Annotated in this window: 12 protein-coding genes; all 12 read right to left on the bottom strand. The window is 60.0% G+C overall.

Annotated features, from left to right (window positions below; genetic code table 11):
* Nucleotides 1-114: 114 nt before the first annotated feature.
* The 12 genes from ACIOVB_RS13750 to ACIOVB_RS13695 all read right to left on the bottom strand — a co-directional run bounded on the left by ACIOVB_RS13750 (nucleotide 115) and on the right by ACIOVB_RS13695 (nucleotide 18843).
* Entirely contained in the window at nucleotides 115-411 is a 297-nt protein-coding gene (locus ACIOVB_RS13750) for a DUF2845 domain-containing protein (protein WP_401268456.1), read from the bottom strand.
* Nucleotides 411-3362, bottom strand: a complete 2952-nt coding sequence (locus ACIOVB_RS13745; protein WP_401268454.1) for a DUF748 domain-containing protein — start codon at nucleotides 3360-3362, stop codon at nucleotides 411-413. Before ACIOVB_RS13745 ends, ACIOVB_RS13750 begins: the two co-directional genes overlap by 1 nt.
* 134 nt (nucleotides 3363-3496) lie before the next feature.
* Nucleotides 3497-4513: a class I SAM-dependent rRNA methyltransferase gene (locus tag ACIOVB_RS13740; protein WP_401268452.1), complete on the bottom strand. Its 1017-nt coding sequence runs from the start codon at nucleotides 4511-4513 to the stop codon at nucleotides 3497-3499.
* 92 nt (nucleotides 4514-4605) lie between these two features.
* Nucleotides 4606-5478 carry an oxygenase MpaB family protein gene (locus ACIOVB_RS13735; RefSeq protein ID WP_187679233.1) on the bottom strand — a complete coding sequence of 291 codons (873 nt, stop codon included), beginning with the start codon at nucleotides 5476-5478 and terminating at the stop codon, nucleotides 4606-4608.
* Between the two features lie 51 nt (nucleotides 5479-5529).
* The gene (gene acs, locus ACIOVB_RS13730) at nucleotides 5530-7467 is read right to left on the bottom strand and encodes an acetate--CoA ligase (protein WP_401268450.1); all 1938 of its coding nucleotides are present in this window, start codon (nucleotides 7465-7467) and stop codon (nucleotides 5530-5532) included.
* Between the two features lie 212 nt (nucleotides 7468-7679).
* On the bottom strand, nucleotides 7680-9344 hold the full coding sequence (gene pgi, locus ACIOVB_RS13725; protein ID WP_187679235.1) for a glucose-6-phosphate isomerase: 1665 nt from the start codon (nucleotides 9342-9344) through the stop codon (nucleotides 7680-7682).
* A gap of 344 nt (nucleotides 9345-9688) precedes the next feature.
* Complete coding sequence (panC, locus tag ACIOVB_RS13720; RefSeq protein WP_401268448.1) at nucleotides 9689-10549, bottom strand: pantoate--beta-alanine ligase; 861 nt, start codon at nucleotides 10547-10549, stop codon at nucleotides 9689-9691.
* On the bottom strand, nucleotides 10546-11346 hold the full coding sequence (panB, locus tag ACIOVB_RS13715; RefSeq protein ID WP_401268446.1) for a 3-methyl-2-oxobutanoate hydroxymethyltransferase: 801 nt from the start codon (nucleotides 11344-11346) through the stop codon (nucleotides 10546-10548). The genes panC and panB overlap by 4 nt, the downstream gene beginning before the upstream one ends.
* Before the next feature lie 456 nt (nucleotides 11347-11802).
* Nucleotides 11803-12288: a 2-amino-4-hydroxy-6-hydroxymethyldihydropteridine diphosphokinase gene (gene folK / locus ACIOVB_RS13710; protein ID WP_401268444.1), complete on the bottom strand. Its 486-nt coding sequence runs from the start codon at nucleotides 12286-12288 to the stop codon at nucleotides 11803-11805.
* 3 nt (nucleotides 12289-12291) lie between these two features.
* Nucleotides 12292-13695, bottom strand: coding sequence for a polynucleotide adenylyltransferase PcnB (locus tag ACIOVB_RS13705; protein WP_401268441.1), 1404 nt, complete (start codon nucleotides 13693-13695; stop codon nucleotides 12292-12294).
* Between the two features lie 734 nt (nucleotides 13696-14429).
* A complete protein-coding gene (locus ACIOVB_RS13700; protein ID WP_187679240.1) occupies nucleotides 14430-15866 on the bottom strand; it encodes a sigma-54 dependent transcriptional regulator in 1437 nt (478 codons plus the stop codon).
* A gap of 22 nt (nucleotides 15867-15888) precedes the next feature.
* Nucleotides 15889-18843, bottom strand: coding sequence for a sensor histidine kinase (locus ACIOVB_RS13695; protein WP_187679241.1), 2955 nt, complete (start codon nucleotides 18841-18843; stop codon nucleotides 15889-15891).
* Nucleotides 18844-18958 lie beyond the last annotated feature (115 nt).

Genomic DNA, 18958 nt, shown 5'->3' with positions numbered 1-18958 from the left:
CCCGGCACTTGTGTCGGGGCCTGTTCTATTTCACAAGGCAAAGAGATCGCAGCCTTCGACAGCTCCTACATTGGTTTTCTGCAGGAGCTGCCAAAGGCTGCGATCTTTTGATTTTCAGTTGCCGCGCTTGCTGTTGATCTGGCGCAGACGATTGCCTTCAAAGCGCAGGTATTGATACATGCCGTTGCTCGGGCCGTAGGTCCATTCCTCGACCTGAAACTCTTCGCGGCGATTGGCGCTGCGCTTGTAACCCAGCGCATCGCGACTGACCGGCTCTCCGCACTTTTGCAGTACTTCGCTTGCGCGGTCGCCAAGGCTGATCAGTTGGCTGCCGCAACGCAACGTATCCGACGCCGAGGCTTGGCCAACAACGAGTGTCAGTGTCATCACGGCCAGCCATTTGCGCTTCATCACTCGGCATCCAGATGCATTTGCGTCACCACCCGACCATCGCTTTCAGCCTCGCCCAGATTGGTGTCGATGAAGTACACGCGCTCGTCAGCCAGTTGACCTTTATCCACCAGATAATCCTTGATGCTGCTGGCGCGGTCCTGGCCCAACTGGCGCAGCAACACATCGCTGCCGCTCCAGAAATTGATCAGGCCTTCGCGCATTTTCGCTGTGCGTTCTTCCTTGCCCAGATCCTTCCATTCGGCCGGCGGCTGAGTCTTCAGGCGAGTGCGATAGATGCCTTCGAGCAATGGGCCTTTCTCGCTGTCCGGCACTTCTATCAAGGAAGCCTGAGCCGGGACTTTATCGCCACGGCGCTGGAGCATCTTGTAGTAGTTGTACTGGTATTCACGTTCCAGGCGCTGCTCGGCGAGCAATGGACCGTCGCTGCTTTTGGCGGCGGCGCCCTCGATTTCCAGGCGTAGGGCCGGACGTTCCTTGAGTGCCTGGGATAGCTTGATCAGCGCACTCTCGGCATCCTTGTTCAACTCGCTGGACCCCGGCGCGAACGACACTGTGCCGAGGTCTTCGGAACCGCCACCGCTGACAAGTCCGCCAATCATTTTGAAAGGCGCGGCAGCGGCTTTGACGATCAGGTTGCGCAGGGTCTGCCAGACAATCGGCATCACACTGAACTGCGGGTTGTTCAAGTCGCCCGTCACGGGTAACTCGATGGAAATCTTGCCGTCGACGTCCTTGAGCAATGCGATTGCCAATTTCAGCGGCAGGCTTGTCGCGTCCGGGCTGTCGACTTTTTCACCGAGTTGCAATTGCTCGACCACCACTTTGTTCTCGGCTTTCAACTGGCCTTTGGTGATCAGGTAATGCAGATCGAGGTTGAGTCGGCCCTTGCGGATGCGGTAACCGGCGAATTTGCCGGAGTAGGGCGTTAGTGTGGTCAGCTCGACACGTTTGAAACTGGTGGTGATATCGAGGCTTGCCATCGGGTCGAACGGATTGACCGCGCCCTTGATGGTCACTGGCGCATAGCGATCAACCTTGCCCTTGATATCGACAGTGGCCGGTTTCACCTGTCGACTGTCGATGGTGCCGATCTGGCCGTTAAGTTGCTGGACGGCGGTGGCGAAGTTCGGGGTCAGGCTGAAGTCGGCAAAGTTGGCCGAACCGTCATTGATTGCGATGCCGCCGATGTGGATGCCCAGCGGTTTGTCTTTGCTCGCCGGTTTGGCGGCGGCGGTTTTTGCGCCGCTGTCGGCAGGCTGTGGAATCAGCAGGTCGTCGATGTTGGTGGTGCGGTCATCGTTGATCATGAAGCGCACATACGGCTGGAACAGGTTGACCTTGTCGATCGACAGGCTGTCGCCGTGCTGATAGTTCAGGCCTTCCACCACCACTTGCTGCCATTTGAGGAAGTCGCGGGTTTTCAGGGTGTCGAGGGTGTGCAGTTGATCGATCTGAGCCCGGCCGGTCACGCTGAGCGCCAGCGGGTCGGTGCTTTTGAGATTGACCTTGAGGTCACTGCCAAGCATGCCGCTGCGCAATTCGAGGCGAATGAACGGATTGATATAGGACTGTGCGGCACGCAGGTCGATGTCCTGGGTTTTCACGTTGAGTTGGGCGGTGACCGGCGCGAGATTGACCACGCCGTCGGCCATGATCTTGCCTTGCTTGCCCAGCCCGGAATCGAGTTTAACCTTGAAGGGCGAACCGTTGAGGCTGTCGAAATCCTGCAAGTCAGCGTTCAGCGGGCCGACATCCAGCGCCACCGGTGGATTGGCCGAACGGTCAGCCAGATGCACTTGGTAGTTGCGCAGCTGCACATCTTTGAGCAGCACCTGCCATGGCTTGCTCGGGGCAGTGGATTCAGCCTTGGGCGAATCGGCGGCGGCCGGCGTACTGGCCGGTTCGGCGGCGGCTTTGGCGGCGGGTTTCGACGGTTGGCTGGCGAACAGTTTCTGCCAGTCCAATTGGCCGTCGGCTTCGAGGGCGGCCCAGGTTTCCAGTTTGTTGCTGCGGATCTTGCCGACCACCACTTGCTGTTTGGCCAGGTCCACGGTGGTGTCGCTGATGTCGAGGCGTTCGAGTTTTGCCAGTGGGCGCCCGTCCGGTGCCTTGATGGCGAACGGCGCGATGCTGACCGCAACGTTGTTCAGCAGCAGTTCGGTTTCTTTCGACAGATTGAGCTTGTAGTCGGTGCTGAGGCTGACCACGCCGTTCTCCAGCACCAGTGGCACCGCATCACGCACGTACGGCCAGAAGGATTTCATCTGGCCGTCGGTGATTTTCAGTGTGCCTTCGGAGGCAATCGGGATCAGGCTGAAGTTGCCTTTCCAGTCGATCTGCCCACCGGCCGGGCCGGCGGCGACCAGCGTCATGTCGGCGCTGTCTTCGGGCAGGGTGCTGAGGTTTTTCAGTTCGAAGTCGAGTTTGTCGTAAAGGAACTCGATCGGCTCACTAGGGCGCGCATCCTCGAAATGCAGGGCGCCACCCGCCAGTTTGATCCGGTCGATGCGCAGCGGGAACGGTTTTGCATCCGGGTCGGTCGGGGTCGGTTCACTGGCCGGCAGCTTGAACAAGCCCAGCAGGTTGAGCTTGCCGTCTTTGGCGAAGAGGATTTCAGTCTTGGATTTGTCCAGCTCGATATCGGACAAGTGCAGCGCTTTTGTCCACAGGCTGTCGAGTTGCAGGTTGGCGTACAGGCGTTCGAAGCCGACCTGCTCTTTGCCCGGTTCGCCGATAACCAGGCCCCACAGGGTGACCTCAAGGCTGAACGGATTGAGTTCGATGCGCTGGATATGCGCAGGCACCGTGGCGTAGTTAGCCAGTTGCTGGTTGGCCACGCGCAGGGCGATGCCCGGCAAAATCAGAAACCCCAGCAGGCTGTAGAGGGCCAGAGCGGTCAACAGGGCGCCAATCGCGCGAATCAATCCTTTGGGCATGTGCGGCTTCATCTGTCTGAATCGGAGTGCCTTGGAGTATGGCACGCGATTCTGGTTCCGAAGTACATGGCGTGGGACAGGATTGTTCAGATTTTTCCGCAATCGTTGTAGGAGCAACCTTCGGCAGCTCCTGCAAAGGGATGCGATCAGAGCTGCAGGATCAGGGTTTTCAACGGCGGCTGCTGATCCATTGACGGGAAGTCGGCGCCCGGCGTCATCACGCTCCACTCGCGCACCGGACGTCCGGCCTTCTCGGCGCAGCGCAACACCTGCTCACGCCAGTCGTCCATGCTGACTTTCGCCAGGTTGTTGCAACAGATCAGCACGCCGTTGTCGGCGGTGGTCAGCAGGGCCGGTTTGAGCAAGCTCTGATAGTCGCGCAGCAGGTCGACGGTGCCGAATGCGCTCTTGGCCCAGGCTGGCGGATCAAGCAGCACCAGATCGTATTGGCGTTGTTCGAGGCGCTGATAGCTCGGCAGCTTCTGCCCGCGCCGCTGGCTGATCGGCAGGCCGGCGAGTTGGCGAATCGCAGGGAAGTAATCGGACTGGATAAATTCCATTTCGGGCAATTGCGGATTGAGCTGGCCATTTTCGCGACCGACTGCGAGGTTGCCTTCGGCGAAGTCCAGATTGCACACCTCACGCGCACCACCGGCCGCGGCACTGAGGCCAACGCCGCAGGTGTAGGCGAACAGGTTGAGCACGCTTTTGCCGTGGGCGTGATCCTTGATCCAGCCGCGGGTGTTGCGCAGGTCGAGGAACAGCAACGGATCCTGCCCGGCATGGCGTCCGCGAACGCGGTAGTTCAGGCCCCACTCGTGGCCGATCAGATCGGCCAACGCGGCGGCGTCGGCTTTATAGACGCTGTCTTCGCGGTCGATACGCGAGTTGCCGCGGGAGCGGTCGTTGTAGACCAGCAAGGTTTCAAATCCAAGGGTCTGGTTGACCATGGCGTGCAGTTGCAGCAGGTCGTCACGCTCCAGCGTCTGGTGAAAGCTTTGCACCAGCAGTTGCGGGCCGTAGCGGTCGATCGTCAGGCCGCCGGCGCCTTCCTGGCTGCCGTGGAACAGCCGATAGCAATAGGTGCCCTGGCTATGCAGCTCGGCGAGCAGGTCCTGGCGTTGGTCGAGGGCGGCGCGCAGCGCCTGATTCAAGGAAGACATGCGTGCGCCTTGCTGGTGAGAATTGGGGCGCGGGAGTTTAGCATTGTGCTGCTACCGATGCCCTGAGGCATTACCGATTACCTGTGTGCAGGTCAGGTGAGCAGGCCCATCCGACGCTTGGCCCGTTGCACCGACCCATTACGCATCGCCCAACGCAGCATCGGCGCGCTGCGCCTGACGCTGGCGCGGATCAGTTGCCGTTGCAGCGAACCCTGCCGCACATCGAGCATGTCGCTGGCCCAGTCCGGCAAAAGGTCGATACCGGCCTTCATCATCAGATCGCCAAAGGGCCGCGCCAACACACTGGGGGCTGGCGCGTCGAGCAGCAGACGCAAGACTTCGCGGCTGCGCTCATCGCACAGCAATTGCGGGCGCATGCGTTGCAGATAATCCGCCACAGCTTGCCGTGACTTCGGCACGTCGCGGGCGCCCAGGCGTTCGGCGACCACAGCGATCTCCGCGTAATAACGATCCTGATCCGCCGGCGACAATTGCGGATTGCGATAACGCAAATGCGCGGCGAGGAAGTTGCTGACTTCCGCGACATGCACCCACGTCAGCAGATCCGGATCGCTGGCCGCATATGCTCGGCCATCCGGCGCAGTGCCGACCACTTGCAGGTGAATGGTGCGCACTTTTTCGATCAGCCATTCGGCGTCCCGCCGCGAGCCGAAGGTGGTGCCGGACACGAACTGGCTGGTACGGCGCAATCGCCCGAGCATGTCCTGGCGAAAGTTCGAGTGATCCCAGACCCCGGCCAGCGCCAGTGGATGCAGCGCTTGCAGCAACAATGCGCTGATACCGCCGATCAACATGCTGCTGAAGTCACCGTGCACCTGCCAACTGATCGAGTCGGGGCCGAACAGGCCGGGATCGCCCTTGGGATTTTCCAGGTCGAGCTGACCAAGAGATAACCCGGTCAGGCTCATGAGTTGGGTTTCGATACGGCTGCGGATGAATTCCATGACCACTCATTGTTGAAGAGCGGGCGCGACCGGTAGATCGCGCCCGGGATGTTACTGATTGAGGCGCTTGTCGATCAGGCCTTGCACCACGCTCGGGTCGGCCAGGGTCGAGGTGTCGCCGAGGCTGTCGAGTTCGTTGCAGGCGATCTTGCGCAGAATGCGCCGCATGATCTTGCCTGAGCGGGTTTTCGGCAAGGCCGGCGCCCACTGGATCAGGTCCGGTTTGGCGAAGCTGCCGATTTCCTTGCTGACGTGGGCCAGCAATTCTTTCTTCAGCTCATCATTCGGTTCGGTGCCGTTCATGGGGGTGACGAACGCGTAGATGCCTTGGCCTTTGACGTCGTGGGGATAACCGACCACCGCGGCCTCGGCAATGCTGTCGTGCAGCACCAGCGCGCTTTCCACTTCGGCAGTGCCGATGCGGTGACCGGAAACGTTGATCACATCGTCGATACGCCCGGTGATCCAGTAATCGCCGTCCTCGTCGCGACGGGCGCCGTCGCCGGTGAAGTAATAGCCGGGGTAGGGTTTGAAATAGGTGTCGACCATCCGCTGCGGGTCGCCATAGACACTGCGGATCTGCGCCGGCCAACTCGATTTGATGGCGAGCACGCCGCTGCCAGCGCCTTTGATTTCCTTGCCCTGCTCATCGAGCAGCACCGGTTGCACGCCGAACATCGGCTGTGTGGCGCAGCCCGGTTTGATCCGCTGCGCACTGACCAAGGGGCTGAGCATGATGCCGCCGGTTTCGGTCTGCCACCAGGTATCGACAATGGGGCAGCGCTGTTCGCCGACCACATTGAAATACCATTCCCACGCTTCCGGGTTGATTGGCTCACCCACGCTGCCGAGTAATCTGAGGCTCTGGCGCGAAGTTTCCTTCAGCGGTTCGGCACCTTCACGCATCAACGCGCGCAGGGCGGTGGGCGCAGTGTAGAAGATGTTGACCTTGTGTTTGTCGATCACCTGCCAGAAACGCGAACTGCTCGGATAGCTCGGTACGCCTTCGAACATCAACGTGGTCGCACCATTGGCCAGCGGGCCGTAGACGATGTAGCTGTGGCCGGTGACCCAGCCGACGTCGGCGGTACACCAGAACACCTCGCCGTCGCGGTAGTCGAGCACGTACTTGAAGGTCATCGCCGCTTGCAGCAAGTAGCCGCCAGTGGTGTGCAGCACGCCTTTGGGTTTGCCGGTGCTGCCGGAGGTGTAGAGGATGAACAGCGGATCTTCGGCGTCCATCGGCTCTGGCGGGCAGTCGTCGCTGACATCGCGCACAGCCTGGTGATACCAGAGATCGCGGCCCTCGACCCAGTCCACATTGCCCTGGGTGCGCTCGACTACGACGACGGTGCTGACAGCCGGGCAATTTTGCAGGGCTTTATCGACGTTCTGTTTCAGCGGCACGAATTTGCCGCCGCGCACGCCTTCGTCGGCGGTAATCACGGTGCGGCAATCGGCATCGAGAATGCGGTCACGCAGTGAATCAGGGGAAAAGCCGCCGAACACCACCGAATGAATCGCGCCGATCCTCGCGCAGGCGAGCATGGCGTAGGCGGCTTCGGGGATCATCGGCATGTAGATGCACACTCGGTCGCCTTTCTTCACGCCACGGTTTTTCAGCACGTTGGCCAGTCGGCAGACGTGGTGATGAAGTTTTTTATAAGTGATTTGCGCCGATTCGGCAGGGTCGTCGCCTTCCCAGAGCAGGGCTGTCTGATCGCCGCGCTGTTCGAGATGGCGGTCGATGCAGTTGTAACTGACGTTCAGTTGGCCGCCGGCAAACCAGGAGGCTTCACCGGTTTTCAGGTCATAGCGCTGAACGGTCTGCCACGGTGTACTCCAGTCAAGGAAGCGGGTGGCCTGTTCGGCCCAGAAAACGCTGGGGTGTTCAATGGATTCGCGGTACAGGCGTCGGTAGTCGTCCTGACTCAACTGAGCAGCCCGGCGGACGGCATCGGCTTTGGGGAACGTGCTGATATCGAACATGACGGTTCCTTATTCTTGTTGTGCGAAGAATAAAGATGCGCCGAGAGATCAAGAGGTTCAAGTCATCCACAAAACAACTGTGGGAGCGAGCCTGCTGGCGAAGGCGGGGTGTCAGTCAACAAAGATGCTGAATGACAAACCGCATTCGCGAGCAGGCTCGCTCCCACAGTGGAGAAGTGTTGCCCGCAGGATCTGTGGGCAACACAGTCAAATCAACCGCGGTGACGACCGCGGAAGTAGTTGATCAGGCCTTGAGTGGACGGATCGTCAGCGGTCGTTTCATCGCTGCCGACCAGACGGTTGTAAACGCCTTTGCCCAGTTCCTTGCCCAGTTCCACGCCCCACTGGTCGAAGGCGTTGATGCCCCAGACCACGCTTTGCACGAACACTTTGTGCTCATACATGGCAACCAGCGCACCGAGACGACGTGGGCTGATGCGTTCGACCACAAGGGTGTTGCTCGGACGGTTGCCCGGGATCACCTTGTGCGGTGCGATTTTGTGCACGTCTTCTTCGCTCACGCCTTTGTCGCGCAGTTCTGCTTCGGCTTCCGGCAGGGTCTTGCCGAGCATCAGCGCCTGGCTCTGCGACAGGCAGTTGGCGTACAGCCACTGGTGGTGGTCGGACACCGGGTTGAAGCTGACGATCGGCACGATGAAATCGGCTGGAATCAGTTGGGTGCCTTGATGCAGCAACTGGTGGTAAGCGTGCTGACCGTTACAGCCGACGCCGCCCCAGATCACCGGACCCGTGTCAGTCGACACCGCAGTGCCGTCCTGACGCACGCTCTTGCCGTTGGATTCCATGTCCAATTGCTGCAAGTGCTTGGTGATGTTACGCAGGTAATGGTCGTACGGCAGGATCGCGTGGCTTTGCGCGCCCCAGAAGTTGCCGTACCACACGCCGAGCAGCGCCAGCAGCACTGGCATGTTCTGTTCGAAGGGCGCGGTCTGGAAATGCTGGTCCATGGTGTAGGCACCGGACAGCAGTTCCTTGAAGTTGGACATGCCGATGGCCAGGGCGATCGGCAAACCGATGGCCGACCACAGCGAGTAACGGCCGCCGACCCAGTCCCACATCGGGAAGATGTTTTCTTCACGAATACCGAACGCAATGGCGGCGGCGTTGTTGCTCGATACGGCGATGAAGTGGCGATACAGCTCGGCTTCCGAACCGCCCTGAGCCAGGTACCAGGCGCGAGCGGCCTGAGCATTTTTCAGGGTTTCGAGGGTGTTGAACGACTTCGACGAAACGATGAACAGCGTGGTTTCGGCGCGCAGCTTTTGCGTCAGTTCGTGGAACTCGCTGCCGTCGATGTTCGCCAGATAGTGGCAACGCACGCCTTTCTGCGCGTAGGACAGCAACGCTTCGGACACCAGTTCAGGGCCGAGGAACGAGCCACCGATGCCGATGTTGACCACGTCGGTGATCGGCTTCTCGGTGTAACCGCGCCACAGACCGTCGTGGATGCGGCCGACCAGATCGGTGATCTGGTTCAGAACCTTGTGGACTTCCGGCATCACATTGACGCCGTTGACCGACAATTTGTCGCCCACCGGGCGGCGCAGGGCGGTGTGCAGTGCCGGGCGGCCTTCGGACGAGTTGACGATTTCGCCGTCGAACAGCGCTTTGATCGCGCCCTTCAGATCGACTTCATTGGCCAGACCCACCAACAGATTGCGGGTCTCGGCGTTGATCAAATTCTTCGAATAGTCGAGAAACAGTCCGCAGCTGCTGAGGGTGAACTGATTGAAGCGCTGCGGATCGGCGTTGAAGGCCTCGCGCATGCTGAAATCCTGCATGGCTTGGCGGTGGTCTTTCAACGCTTGCCAGGCAGGCAGAGCGGTAACGTCGTGAGGAGTGCGGTAGTACGCCATCGCTGCGGTTTTCCTTTTTACTTGAACGGCCTTTTGAACACTGAACAGGCCAGCACGCCATGGTTGGGCATGGGCCAACTGCGTCGACAGGGTTTCTGGACACAGGGCGAATACAGTAAACCTCGCGCTGCGTTCTGTCTTGACTTTGTCTGACCCGATCCCTGTACTTTTTTAACATTGATACCGGGAATGAGGCGACAAACGGAGAATACACACCAGCAGTGGAGCGAAAACAACTGTGGGAGCGAGCCTGCTCGCGAATGCGGTGTGTCAGTCAACAACCAGGCTGAATGACACACCGCATTCGCGAGCAGGCTCGCTCCCACCGGGTATTGCGGTGATGCTTACGTCGGCGTATCGAGATTCAGGTGCAGGTTATCGATCAACCGCGTGGTGCCGAGGAACGCCGCGACCAGAATCACCAGATCGCGATCTTCAGCCGTCGCCGGACGCAAGGTCAGGGCATGGCGAATTTCCAGGTAATCCGGGCGCAGGCCTGCGGCTTCCAGTTGTTGCAACTGCGCGCTGATCAGCGCCGGGAAATTCCGCTCACCCTGTTTGATCGACTCTGCAATCGTGCTCAGGGTGCGATAGACCACCGGGGCTACGGCACGTTGTTCTTCGCTGAGGAAACCGTTGCGCGACGACAGTGCCAACCCATCGGCGGCACGGACGGTCGGCTCGCCGATGATCTGGATCGGCATGTTCAGGTCATGCACCAGTGCGCGGATCACCGCCAGTTGCTGGAAATCCTTCTGGCCGAAAATCGCCAGATCCGGCTGGACCATGTTGAACAGTTTGCTGACCACCGTCGCCACGCCTTCGAAGTGCCCCGGACGGCTGGCGCCGCACAGACCTTCGGAGAGGTGCGGCACGCTGACCCGGGTCTGTCCGGCCATGCCGTCGGGGTACATTTCCTCGACAGTCGGCGCGAACAGCAGCGAACAGCCAGCTTCCAACAGCTTTTCCTGATCCGCCGCCAGGGTGCGCGGATACTTGTCGAGGTCTTCGCCGGCGCCGAATTGCAGCGGATTGACGAAAATGCTCGCCACCACGAAGTCGACCCGCTGGGTGGCTTTGGTGATCAGTGCGACGTGGCCGCTGTGCAGGTTGCCCATGGTCGGCACGAAGCCGATGCGCTTGCCTTCGCTACGGGCGCGGGCTACGGCGGCGCGCAGTTCGCGTACGGTTTTAACGGTGTTCATGCAGAGAATCCGTGTTCGATCCCAGGGAAAGTAACGCCTTTGACTTCGTTGACGTATGCCTTCAGTGCGGACTGGATGCTGTCCTGACCCTGCATGAAGTTTTTAACGAACTTCGGTACGCGGCCGGTGATCGACAGGCCGAGCATGTCGTGCAGCACCAGTACTTGGCCGTCGGTATCGCTACCGGCGCCGATGCCGATGACCGGAATCTTCACGGCCTGACTGATTTCAGCGGCCAGTTCACTCGGCACGCATTCGAGCAGCAGCATCGATGCGCCTGCCTGCTCCAGCGAGATCGCATCAGCGCGCATCTGCCGCGCCTGGTTCTCGTTGCGGCCCTGCACTTTGTAGCCGCCGAGAATGTTCACCGCTTGCGGGGTCAACCCCATGTGCGCGCAGACCGGAACACCGCGTTCGGCCAACAGACGAATCGACTCGGCCAACCACAGCTGACCTTCGACCTTGACCATGTGCGCACCGGCCTGCATCAGCATGGCGCTGTTGTTCATGGTTTGTTCGAGGGTAGCGTTGGCCATGAACGGCAAGTCGGCCAGGATCAGGGCGTCGGTGTTGCCGCGTTTGACGCAGGCGGTGTGGTAGGCCATTTCCGCAGTGGTCACCGGCAATGTGCTGTCATGACCTTGCAGGACCATGCCGAGGGAGTCGCCCACCAGCAGCACTTCGACACCGGCCTCGTTGCAGGCGTGGGCGAAGGTCGCGTCATAGCAGGTCAGCATGGTGATCTTTTCACCTTTCTGCTTGAGGCTCTGGAGCGTGGTCAGGGTGATGGCTGGCATGTAAAAAATCCTCGTTCAGGCGCTCTGGAAACTACTGCGAGTAACGCGCGTGATTCTTCATCTACTCAGGCGCACGCTCTTTTGTCGTGCTTATAAGGCCTGGATTGCGCCCGTATGTGCCGGGTTGGCGGCAGCGGGACGCCTATAGTCGTGATGAGCCAACAGGAAGTCAATTGCGTGTGTTACCGCATTGTTACGCGAGGAGTGTTACCGGCGTTACTGATGCGATTCAGCGCGGCGGCGGGGCTTGATCGGGGCGTTTTTGTCCGACAAAAAACGAATACGGAGCATCGCTTTTGTGGCGAGGGGATTTATCCCCGATGGGCGGCGAAGCGGCCCCAAAATGGTAGTACGCATTAATCAGTCACTCCGCATTTGCCGGTTTTGCGACTGCTGCGCAGCCGATCGGGGATAAATCCCCTCGCCACAAAAGCCTGCACCCAAGGGAAATGGGTGTCAGGCGTGAGGGAGGCGCTCGAGGCCGACGAACGGGCAGGCGGCGAGCAGGTCGGTGAGGGTGCGGCCATCGGCCAGGCGCAGATCCTGCGGGGCCAGTTCAGCGAGAGGATAGAGGACGAACGCACGTTCCTGAATTTGATAGTGCGGGACTTTCAGCCGTGGTTCGTCGATCAGCCGATCACCGAACAGCAGAATATCCAGATCCAGCGTGCGCGGCCCCCAGCGCTCCAGACGTTCGCGGCCCTGATCGTTCTCGATGGCTTGCAAGGCATCGAGCAATTCCAGCGGCGCCATATTGCTCTCGAGCGCTGCAACCGCGTTGGTATAACGCGGTTGGCCCGGCAGCAACGAGTCGCTTTGGTAGAAGGCTGAAACGCCGGCCAGCGTGGTCAGCGGCAATTGACCCAACGCCTCGACGGCGCTGCGCAATTGTTCGGCGGGGTCAGCGAGGTTGCTGCCCATGCCGATGTAGATACGTTCCATGCCTTACTCGCCCGATGCGCTCGGAGCACCGGCGGTGCGCTTGCGCTTGGAACCGCTGCTGCGGCGACGCTTGCGCGGAGCACCGCTGGCGTCATCACCTTTGCCGCTCAGATCACGGATCATGTCGCGACGCTCGCTGTCGTTGGCGTCCTGATAATCGGTCCACCATTCGCCCAGGCCATCGGTCTGCTCGCCAGCGCTTTCACGCAACAGCAGGAAGTCGTAACCGGCGCGGAAACGTGGATTGTCCAGCAGCAGATCGGCACGTTTGCCGCTGCGCCGTGGCAGGCGTTCCTGCATGTCCCAGATTTCGCGGATCGGCATGGTGAAGCGCTTCGGAATCGCAATGCGCTGGCACTGTTCGGCAATCAGTTCGTGCGCCGCTTCCTGCATGGCCGGAATCGGCGGCATGCCACGTTCTTGCAGACGCAACACACGGGCCGGCAGGGCAGGCCAGAGCATGGCGGCAAACAGGAACGCCGGGGTTACCGGTTTGTTCTGCTTGATCCGCAGATCGGTGTTGGTCAGCGCTTCACTGATCAGCGTGTGGGTGTATTCCGGGTTGTGTTCCAGTGCGTCGGCACTGGCCGGGAACAGCGGGGCGAACAGTTGCAGATCGACCAGCATTTCGAAGGTAATCGCGCCGTGGCCGGAGAGGAACAGCTTGAGTACTTCTTCGAACAGGCGTGCCGACGGAATCTCGCGCAGCATCGGCGCCAGTTCACGGATCGGCTGGACGGTGTGCTTCTCGATACCGAAATTGAGCTTGGCGGCGAAACGCACGGCTCGCAGCATGCGCACCGGGTCTTCCTGATAGCGCTGCTTCGGGTCGCCGATCAGACGAATCAGATGATTGCGGATGTCGTGTACGCCATTGGCGTAATCGAGAATGCGCTCGCTGACCGGATCGTAATACAGGGCGTTGATGGTGAAGTCGCGGCGCTGCGCGTCTTCTTCCAGGGTGCCGTAGACGTTGTCGCGCAGAATCCGCCCGCTTTCGTTACGCGAAGACTGATTGCTGTCTTCGTCGTCTTCGTTCTGCGGGTGATTGGCGCGGAATGTCGCGACTTCGATGATTTCGCGACCGAAGTGGATATGCACCAGCTTGAAGCGACGTCCGATGATTCGCGCATTGCGGAATTCGGCACGGACTTGCTCAGGGGTGGCGCTGGTGGCGACGTCGAAATCCTTGGGCGTAATGCCCAACAGCATGTCACGCACGCAACCGCCGACCAGATAGGCCTGGTAACCGGCGCCCTGCAAGCGTTCGACGATATTGACCGCGTAGCGGCTGAACTGCGTTTTCTGCAGCGAATGTTGGCCGCTGTTGAGCACTTCAGGGGTGCTGCGGATGTGTTGCGTACGACGCACGGGAGCTCGGAATGACTGGAACAACTTCTTCAGCATGGGATGCACTGTTTGAAGGAATGTTCGGCCATACCAAAGAATGACCGCATGATGGGCGCAGATTCTAGCATTTAGTCGGGGGATGGTGTAGGACGCAGCCGTTTTACGCTGCAAGCCGCGGGCTACAGGCGTCGAGCCTTGAAAATGTGGGAAGTTTTGCCGGGAGGGAGAAACTACAAGGGGAGCCGAAGCTCCCCAAGAAGTAGTTGCGTGCTCTTTTTATTATTGATTCGGGCTTCTTGTTTTTGTTGAGTGCCCTCGCCATGAAGCTTTTCCTTCATGACACTCCCAATCGGGAGCCAAGAGCAAACGGATTGCTTTGGTCGCTGAATTGCAGTGATCTCTCGATCCAACCAGTACAGGCTCTGTCTTAGGACAGTTTTTGTTGTTCTCGGCCTGGTCGTGGGGCAAGCCCCAAATACAACGCCTCTCCAAAAGAATCAGTTAGCTGCGCCTCTCGCCGTCTTGTTTTTATTGTGCGTGAGTCGATTCGTCTTATTTTTATTGTCTTGTGCATTGCTTGTTATTGTTCTTGTACCAAACATATAGCAGGTGCCGTGCCAACTTTTGCGAAGGCCAATAAAACAAGGGGTTAGGTCGATATAACCGTTTTAGAGGGGCTAAAAAAAGCCGGGGTTTCGTTACCGATAACCCCGGCTTCTGTTACGTGAAAAGGCTGAGGTAACAGTTTTTTCACATCTTCATGCGTTACCCGCACACTCGACAGGTAACGTTCAGCTCTCGCTGGCGACCCCGGTCTTGCGCCGCGGGATGCCCAAGCGCTGACGGCGTTCCCACAGGCATTTACGGCTGACGCCCAGTTTGCGCGCCAGTTCGGTCTCGGTCATGTGGTCCTGATGCTCAAGCACGAAGTGCTGGAAGTAGTCTTCCAGTGACAGATCTTCGGTCGGTTCATGGCTGCTGTTGCTGCTGTTACCCGCCGTCTGTGGCGGCAGACCGATGAATTCGTCGTCTTCCAGATCGCTCAGCTCGATATCGATGCCCAGCAGGTCGGCGGAGATTTCCGGGCTCTCGCTGAGGATCACCGCGCGCTCGACGGCGTTTTCCAGTTCTCGCACGTTACCCGGCCAGGAATAGTGACGGATCGCCTGTTCGGCATCCGCGGCAAATTTCAGGTCGGTACGGTTGATGCGCGCACTCTGGCGGGCGAGGAAAGCATTGGCGATTTCGTTGACGTCGGCGCCACGCTCGCGCAGGGCCGGCAGTTTCAACGCGATCACGTGCAGACGGTAATAAAGGTCTTCACGGAACTGGCCGATTTTCGCCAGGCTCTTCAGATCGCGGTGGGTCGCGGCGATCAAACGCACATCGACCTTCTGCGACTGCACCGAACCAACGCGGCGAATCTCGCCTTCCTGCAATACACGCAGCAGGCGAGCCTGGGCTTCCAGCGGCAATTCGCCGATCTCATCGAGGAATAGCGTGCCACCGTCCGCCGCTTCCACCAGACCGGCACGCCCGGCGCTGGCGCCAGTGAACGCGCCTTTTTCGTGGCCGAACAGTTCGGACTCGATCAGGCTTTCCGGGATGGCCGCGCAGTTCACCGAGATCATCGGCGCCTTGGCGCGTTTCGACAGGTTGTGCAGGGCGCGGGCAACCAGCTCTTTACCGGTGCCGGACTCGCCCTGAATCAGAACATTGGAATCGGTCGGCGCCACTTTGCGGATCTTGCTGTACAGGTCCTGCATCGGTGGACAGGAGCCGATGATGCCGATTTCGCCGTTGCTGTTGTCGACGGCGGCTTTGCCGCTGCCATTGGCAGTTTTACCGGTAACAACTTCACCGGCAGCAGGCGCCGACTGACGGTCTCGCAGGATCCGCGCGACAGCCTGAAGCATTTCATCGTGGTCGAAAGGCTTGGCGATGTAGTCCACCGCGCCCATCTTCATCGAGTCGACCGCCGAGCGCAGGCTGGCGTAACTGGTCATGATCAGCACCGGCGTGCCTTGGCCAAGCTTGATCAGCTCGGTACCCGGCGCACCCGGCAGGCGCAGATCGCTGACGATCAGATCGAACGTAGGAATGGTGAAGCGTTCTTGTGCTTCCTGCACTGAACCGGCTTCGCTGACCTGGTACTGGTTACGTTCCAGCAGGCGGCGCAAGGCGGAGCGGATAATTGTTTCGTCTTCGACGATCAAAATGTGCGGCATTGATTCGATACTCTCGACGGTCTCAGTTCACAGCGGACGTCGCTTCGACATGACGCGGTAAGGTCACCCGGATACGGGTGCCGCGTTGGCTTTGTACATCAGCCGGGCTGTCGATGGTGATTTGTCCATAATGCTCTTCAACGATGGAATAGACCAGTGCAAGGCCCAGACCGGTGCCTTCGCCAGGGTCCTTGGTGGTGAAGAAGGGTTCGAACAATCGGTCCATGATGTTCTTCGGAATACCACTGCCTTCGTCCTCGACGATCAGATCGACCGTGTGTTCGCCGGCTTCGCTCTTGACCCGCACCGCACTGCCCGCAGGCGACGCGTCACGGGCGTTGGAGAGCAGATTGATGAGGACCTGGGCGAGTCGCTGCGGATCACCTTCGACCCAGTGATCCGGATCGCACAGGTTGTAGAACTGCACTTCGAAATTGCGTCGGTTCAGGGCCAGCAGGCCGATGGCGTCCTGGGCCACTTCCGCCAGACAAACGGGCTCGTCGCTGTGCTGATGGCTGCCGGCATGGGCAAAACTCATCAGCGACTGAACGATGCGAGACACGCGTTTGGTCTGCTCGAGGATCTGCCCGCTGATTTCCGTCAGCTCGCCATCGTCTTCGCGTTCTTCGCGCAGGTTCTGCGCCAGACAGGCGATGCCGGTGATCGGGTTACCGATTTCGTGGGCCACACCGGCCGCGAGACGACCGATGCTCGCCAGGCGCTCGGAGTGCACCAGTTTGTCTTCGAGCATCTGGGTTTCAGTCAGATCTTCCACCAGCAACACCAAACCACTGTTACCCGGCGCCAACGGCTCGTCGATTGCGGCTTTGTGCAGGTTCAGCCAGCGGGTCTGGCCATCGAGCGCCAAGTGCTGTTTGTGCAAATGCTCGTCAGGCAAGTTGATGAAGCCTTGCAGCAATTCTTTCCACGGATTGCCGATGGTGCTCAGGCGGGAACCGACCACCCGTTGCGCGGCGATTCCGGTCAGCTCCTCCATGGCCTTGTTCCACATCAGGATCTCTTGATCCTTGGCCAGCGAGCAGACGCCCATCGGCAATTCCTGCAGGGTCTGGCGGTGGTAGCGGCGCAGGGCGTCGAGCTCGGCGGCCAGACCTGTGAGGCGCGAGTGGTAATCCTCGAGGCGGCTTTCGATGAAGTGAATGTCTTCGGTGACATAGTTTTCGCCGCCGGCCTTGTACGGCAGGAAGGTTTCGACCATGTCCTGCGCCACGCTCGGGCCCATCAGGCCCGAAAGGTTGGCTTCGATACGGTCGCGCAGACGGCGCAAGGCGTAAGGGCGGCGTTCATCGAATGGCAGATAAAGGTCACGCAGCGCCTGTTCGACTTCTTTCTGCGCAGCCTTGGCACCCAGTGGTTTGGCCAGTTGCGTGGCGAATTCCTGTGGCGAGGCAGCGTGCAGTTCCCGGCGTTGCGGGCGGCGCACGTTATCCACCGCGCAGGCTTCGGCGGCGCTGGCTTCTTCGGGACTGGCGTTGGTGAACAGCGAGATCAGGGTGAACATCAATACGTTGGCGGCTAGCGACGCAATGGCAGCCATGTGCCAGCTGGTGTCGTCCAGCACGTAAATCATGTTCAGCAGCGGAATGTAGAAACCTTGCAGATTGCCGACCAGCGGCAACAGCATGGTGATCACCCAGACCAGAATCCCGGCCAGCAGACCGGCAATGAAGCCGCGACGGTTGGCGGTCGGCCAGTACAACACCGACAGCACGCCCGGCAGAAATTGCAGGGTCGCTACAAAGGCCACGATGCCCAGGTTGGCCAGATCCTGCCCGGCGCCGAGCAGCAGATAGAAGCAGAAACCAGCCATGATGATCGCGACGATCAACGCCCGGCGCGTCCACTTCAGCCAGCGGTAGATATTGCCTTCGGCCGGTGGCTGATAAAGCGGCAGCACCAGGTGGTTCAGGGCCATGCCCGACAACGCCAGGGTGGTGACGATGATCAGCCCGCTGGCCGCCGACAGGCCACCAACGTAGGCGAGCAATGCCAAAGGCTTGCTGTTGGCGGCAATGCCGATGCCGAGGGTGAAGTATTCCGGATCGGTCGTGGCGCCAAGCTTGAGGCCGGCCCACAGGATCAGCGGCACCGCCAGACTCATCAACAACAGGAATAGCGGCAGGCCCCAACTGGCACTCACCAGTGAGCGCGGGTTGAGGTTCTCGGTAAAGGTCATGTGATACATGTGCGGCATCACGATCGCCGAGGCGAAGAACACCAGCAGCAACGTGCGCCACGGGCCTTCCTGCAACGGCGTGTGTAACGCGGCGAGGGCGGTCTGGTTTTGCAGCAGCCAGAGTTCCAGCTGTTGCGGGCCGTCGAACACGCCATAGAGGGCGTACAGGCCAACGCCGCCGAGGGCGATCAGTTTGATCACCGACTCGAAGGCAATCGCGAACACCAGCCCTTCGTGTTTCTCGCGGGTGGCGATGTGGCGCGAGCCAAAGAAGATCGTGAACAGAATGATCAACGCACAGAATGCCAGCGCCACGCGGCTTTGAATCGGTTCACCCGTGAGAATCCCGATGGAGTCGGCCACTGCCTGAATCTGTAATGCCAGCAGCGGCAAGACGCCGATCAGCATGAAAATCGTGGTCAGTGCCCCGGCCCAAGTGCTGCGAAAACGAAACGCAAACAGATCCGCCAGCGACGACAGTTGATAGGTGCGGGTGATTTTCAGAATCGGATAGAGCAACACCGGCGCCAGCAGAAATGCGCCGGACACCCCGAGATAGCTGGAGAGAAAGCCGTAGCCGTACTGATAGGCCAGGCCGACCGTGCCGTAGAACGCCCAGGCACTGGCATAGACCCCCAGCGACAGGGTGTAAGTCAACGGGTGGCGAATGATCGCCCGCGGGATCATGCCCCGTTCGCTGATCCAGGCTACGCCGAACAGCACCGCCAGGTAGGCGGCGCTGACCAGGATCATCTGGGTCAGGCTAAAGCTCATCGGCATCTTTTTGGCTCTGCAGGATGAAGGTCACGACAATCAGGATCAGCCAGAGCAGATAGGGGCGATACCAGGCGCCCGTAGGGTCGATCGGCCACTCCGTGGGGGCGGGCGGGCGCGG

The sequence above is a fragment of the Pseudomonas sp. NPDC087639 genome, from assembly GCF_044743385.1.
Lineage (GTDB): Bacteria > Pseudomonadota > Gammaproteobacteria > Pseudomonadales > Pseudomonadaceae > Aquipseudomonas.
The sequence above is the reverse complement of the archived record's forward strand: the minus strand, read 5'-3'. Positions and strand labels throughout refer to the sequence as shown.

What these genes read in the sequence shown, in the direction of transcription:
- ACIOVB_RS13750 (WP_401268456.1), bottom strand. Translation starts at nt 411, where the DNA reads ATGAAGCGCAAATGGCTGGCCGTGATGACACTGACACTCGTTGTTGGC.
- ACIOVB_RS13745 (WP_401268454.1), bottom strand. Translation starts at nt 3,362, where the DNA reads ATGAAGCCGCACATGCCCAAAGGATTGATTCGCGCGATTGGCGCCCTG.
- ACIOVB_RS13740 (WP_401268452.1), bottom strand. Translation starts at nt 4,513, where the DNA reads ATGTCTTCCTTGAATCAGGCGCTGCGCGCCGCCCTCGACCAACGCCAG.
- ACIOVB_RS13735 (WP_187679233.1), bottom strand. Translation starts at nt 5,478, where the DNA reads ATGGAATTCATCCGCAGCCGTATCGAAACCCAACTCATGAGCCTGACC.
- acs (WP_401268450.1), bottom strand. Translation starts at nt 7,467, where the DNA reads ATGTTCGATATCAGCACGTTCCCCAAAGCCGATGCCGTCCGCCGGGCT.
- pgi (WP_187679235.1), bottom strand. Translation starts at nt 9,344, where the DNA reads ATGGCGTACTACCGCACTCCTCACGACGTTACCGCTCTGCCTGCCTGG.
- panC (WP_401268448.1), bottom strand. Translation starts at nt 10,549, where the DNA reads ATGAACACCGTTAAAACCGTACGCGAACTGCGCGCCGCCGTAGCCCGC.
- panB (WP_401268446.1), bottom strand. Translation starts at nt 11,346, where the DNA reads ATGCCAGCCATCACCCTGACCACGCTCCAGAGCCTCAAGCAGAAAGGT.
- folK (WP_401268444.1), bottom strand. Translation starts at nt 12,288, where the DNA reads ATGGAACGTATCTACATCGGCATGGGCAGCAACCTCGCTGACCCCGCC.
- ACIOVB_RS13705 (WP_401268441.1), bottom strand. Translation starts at nt 13,695, where the DNA reads ATGCTGAAGAAGTTGTTCCAGTCATTCCGAGCTCCCGTGCGTCGTACG.
- ACIOVB_RS13700 (WP_187679240.1), bottom strand. Translation starts at nt 15,866, where the DNA reads ATGCCGCACATTTTGATCGTCGAAGACGAAACAATTATCCGCTCCGCC.
- ACIOVB_RS13695 (WP_187679241.1), bottom strand. Translation starts at nt 18,843, where the DNA reads ATGCCGATGAGCTTTAGCCTGACCCAGATGATCCTGGTCAGCGCCGCC.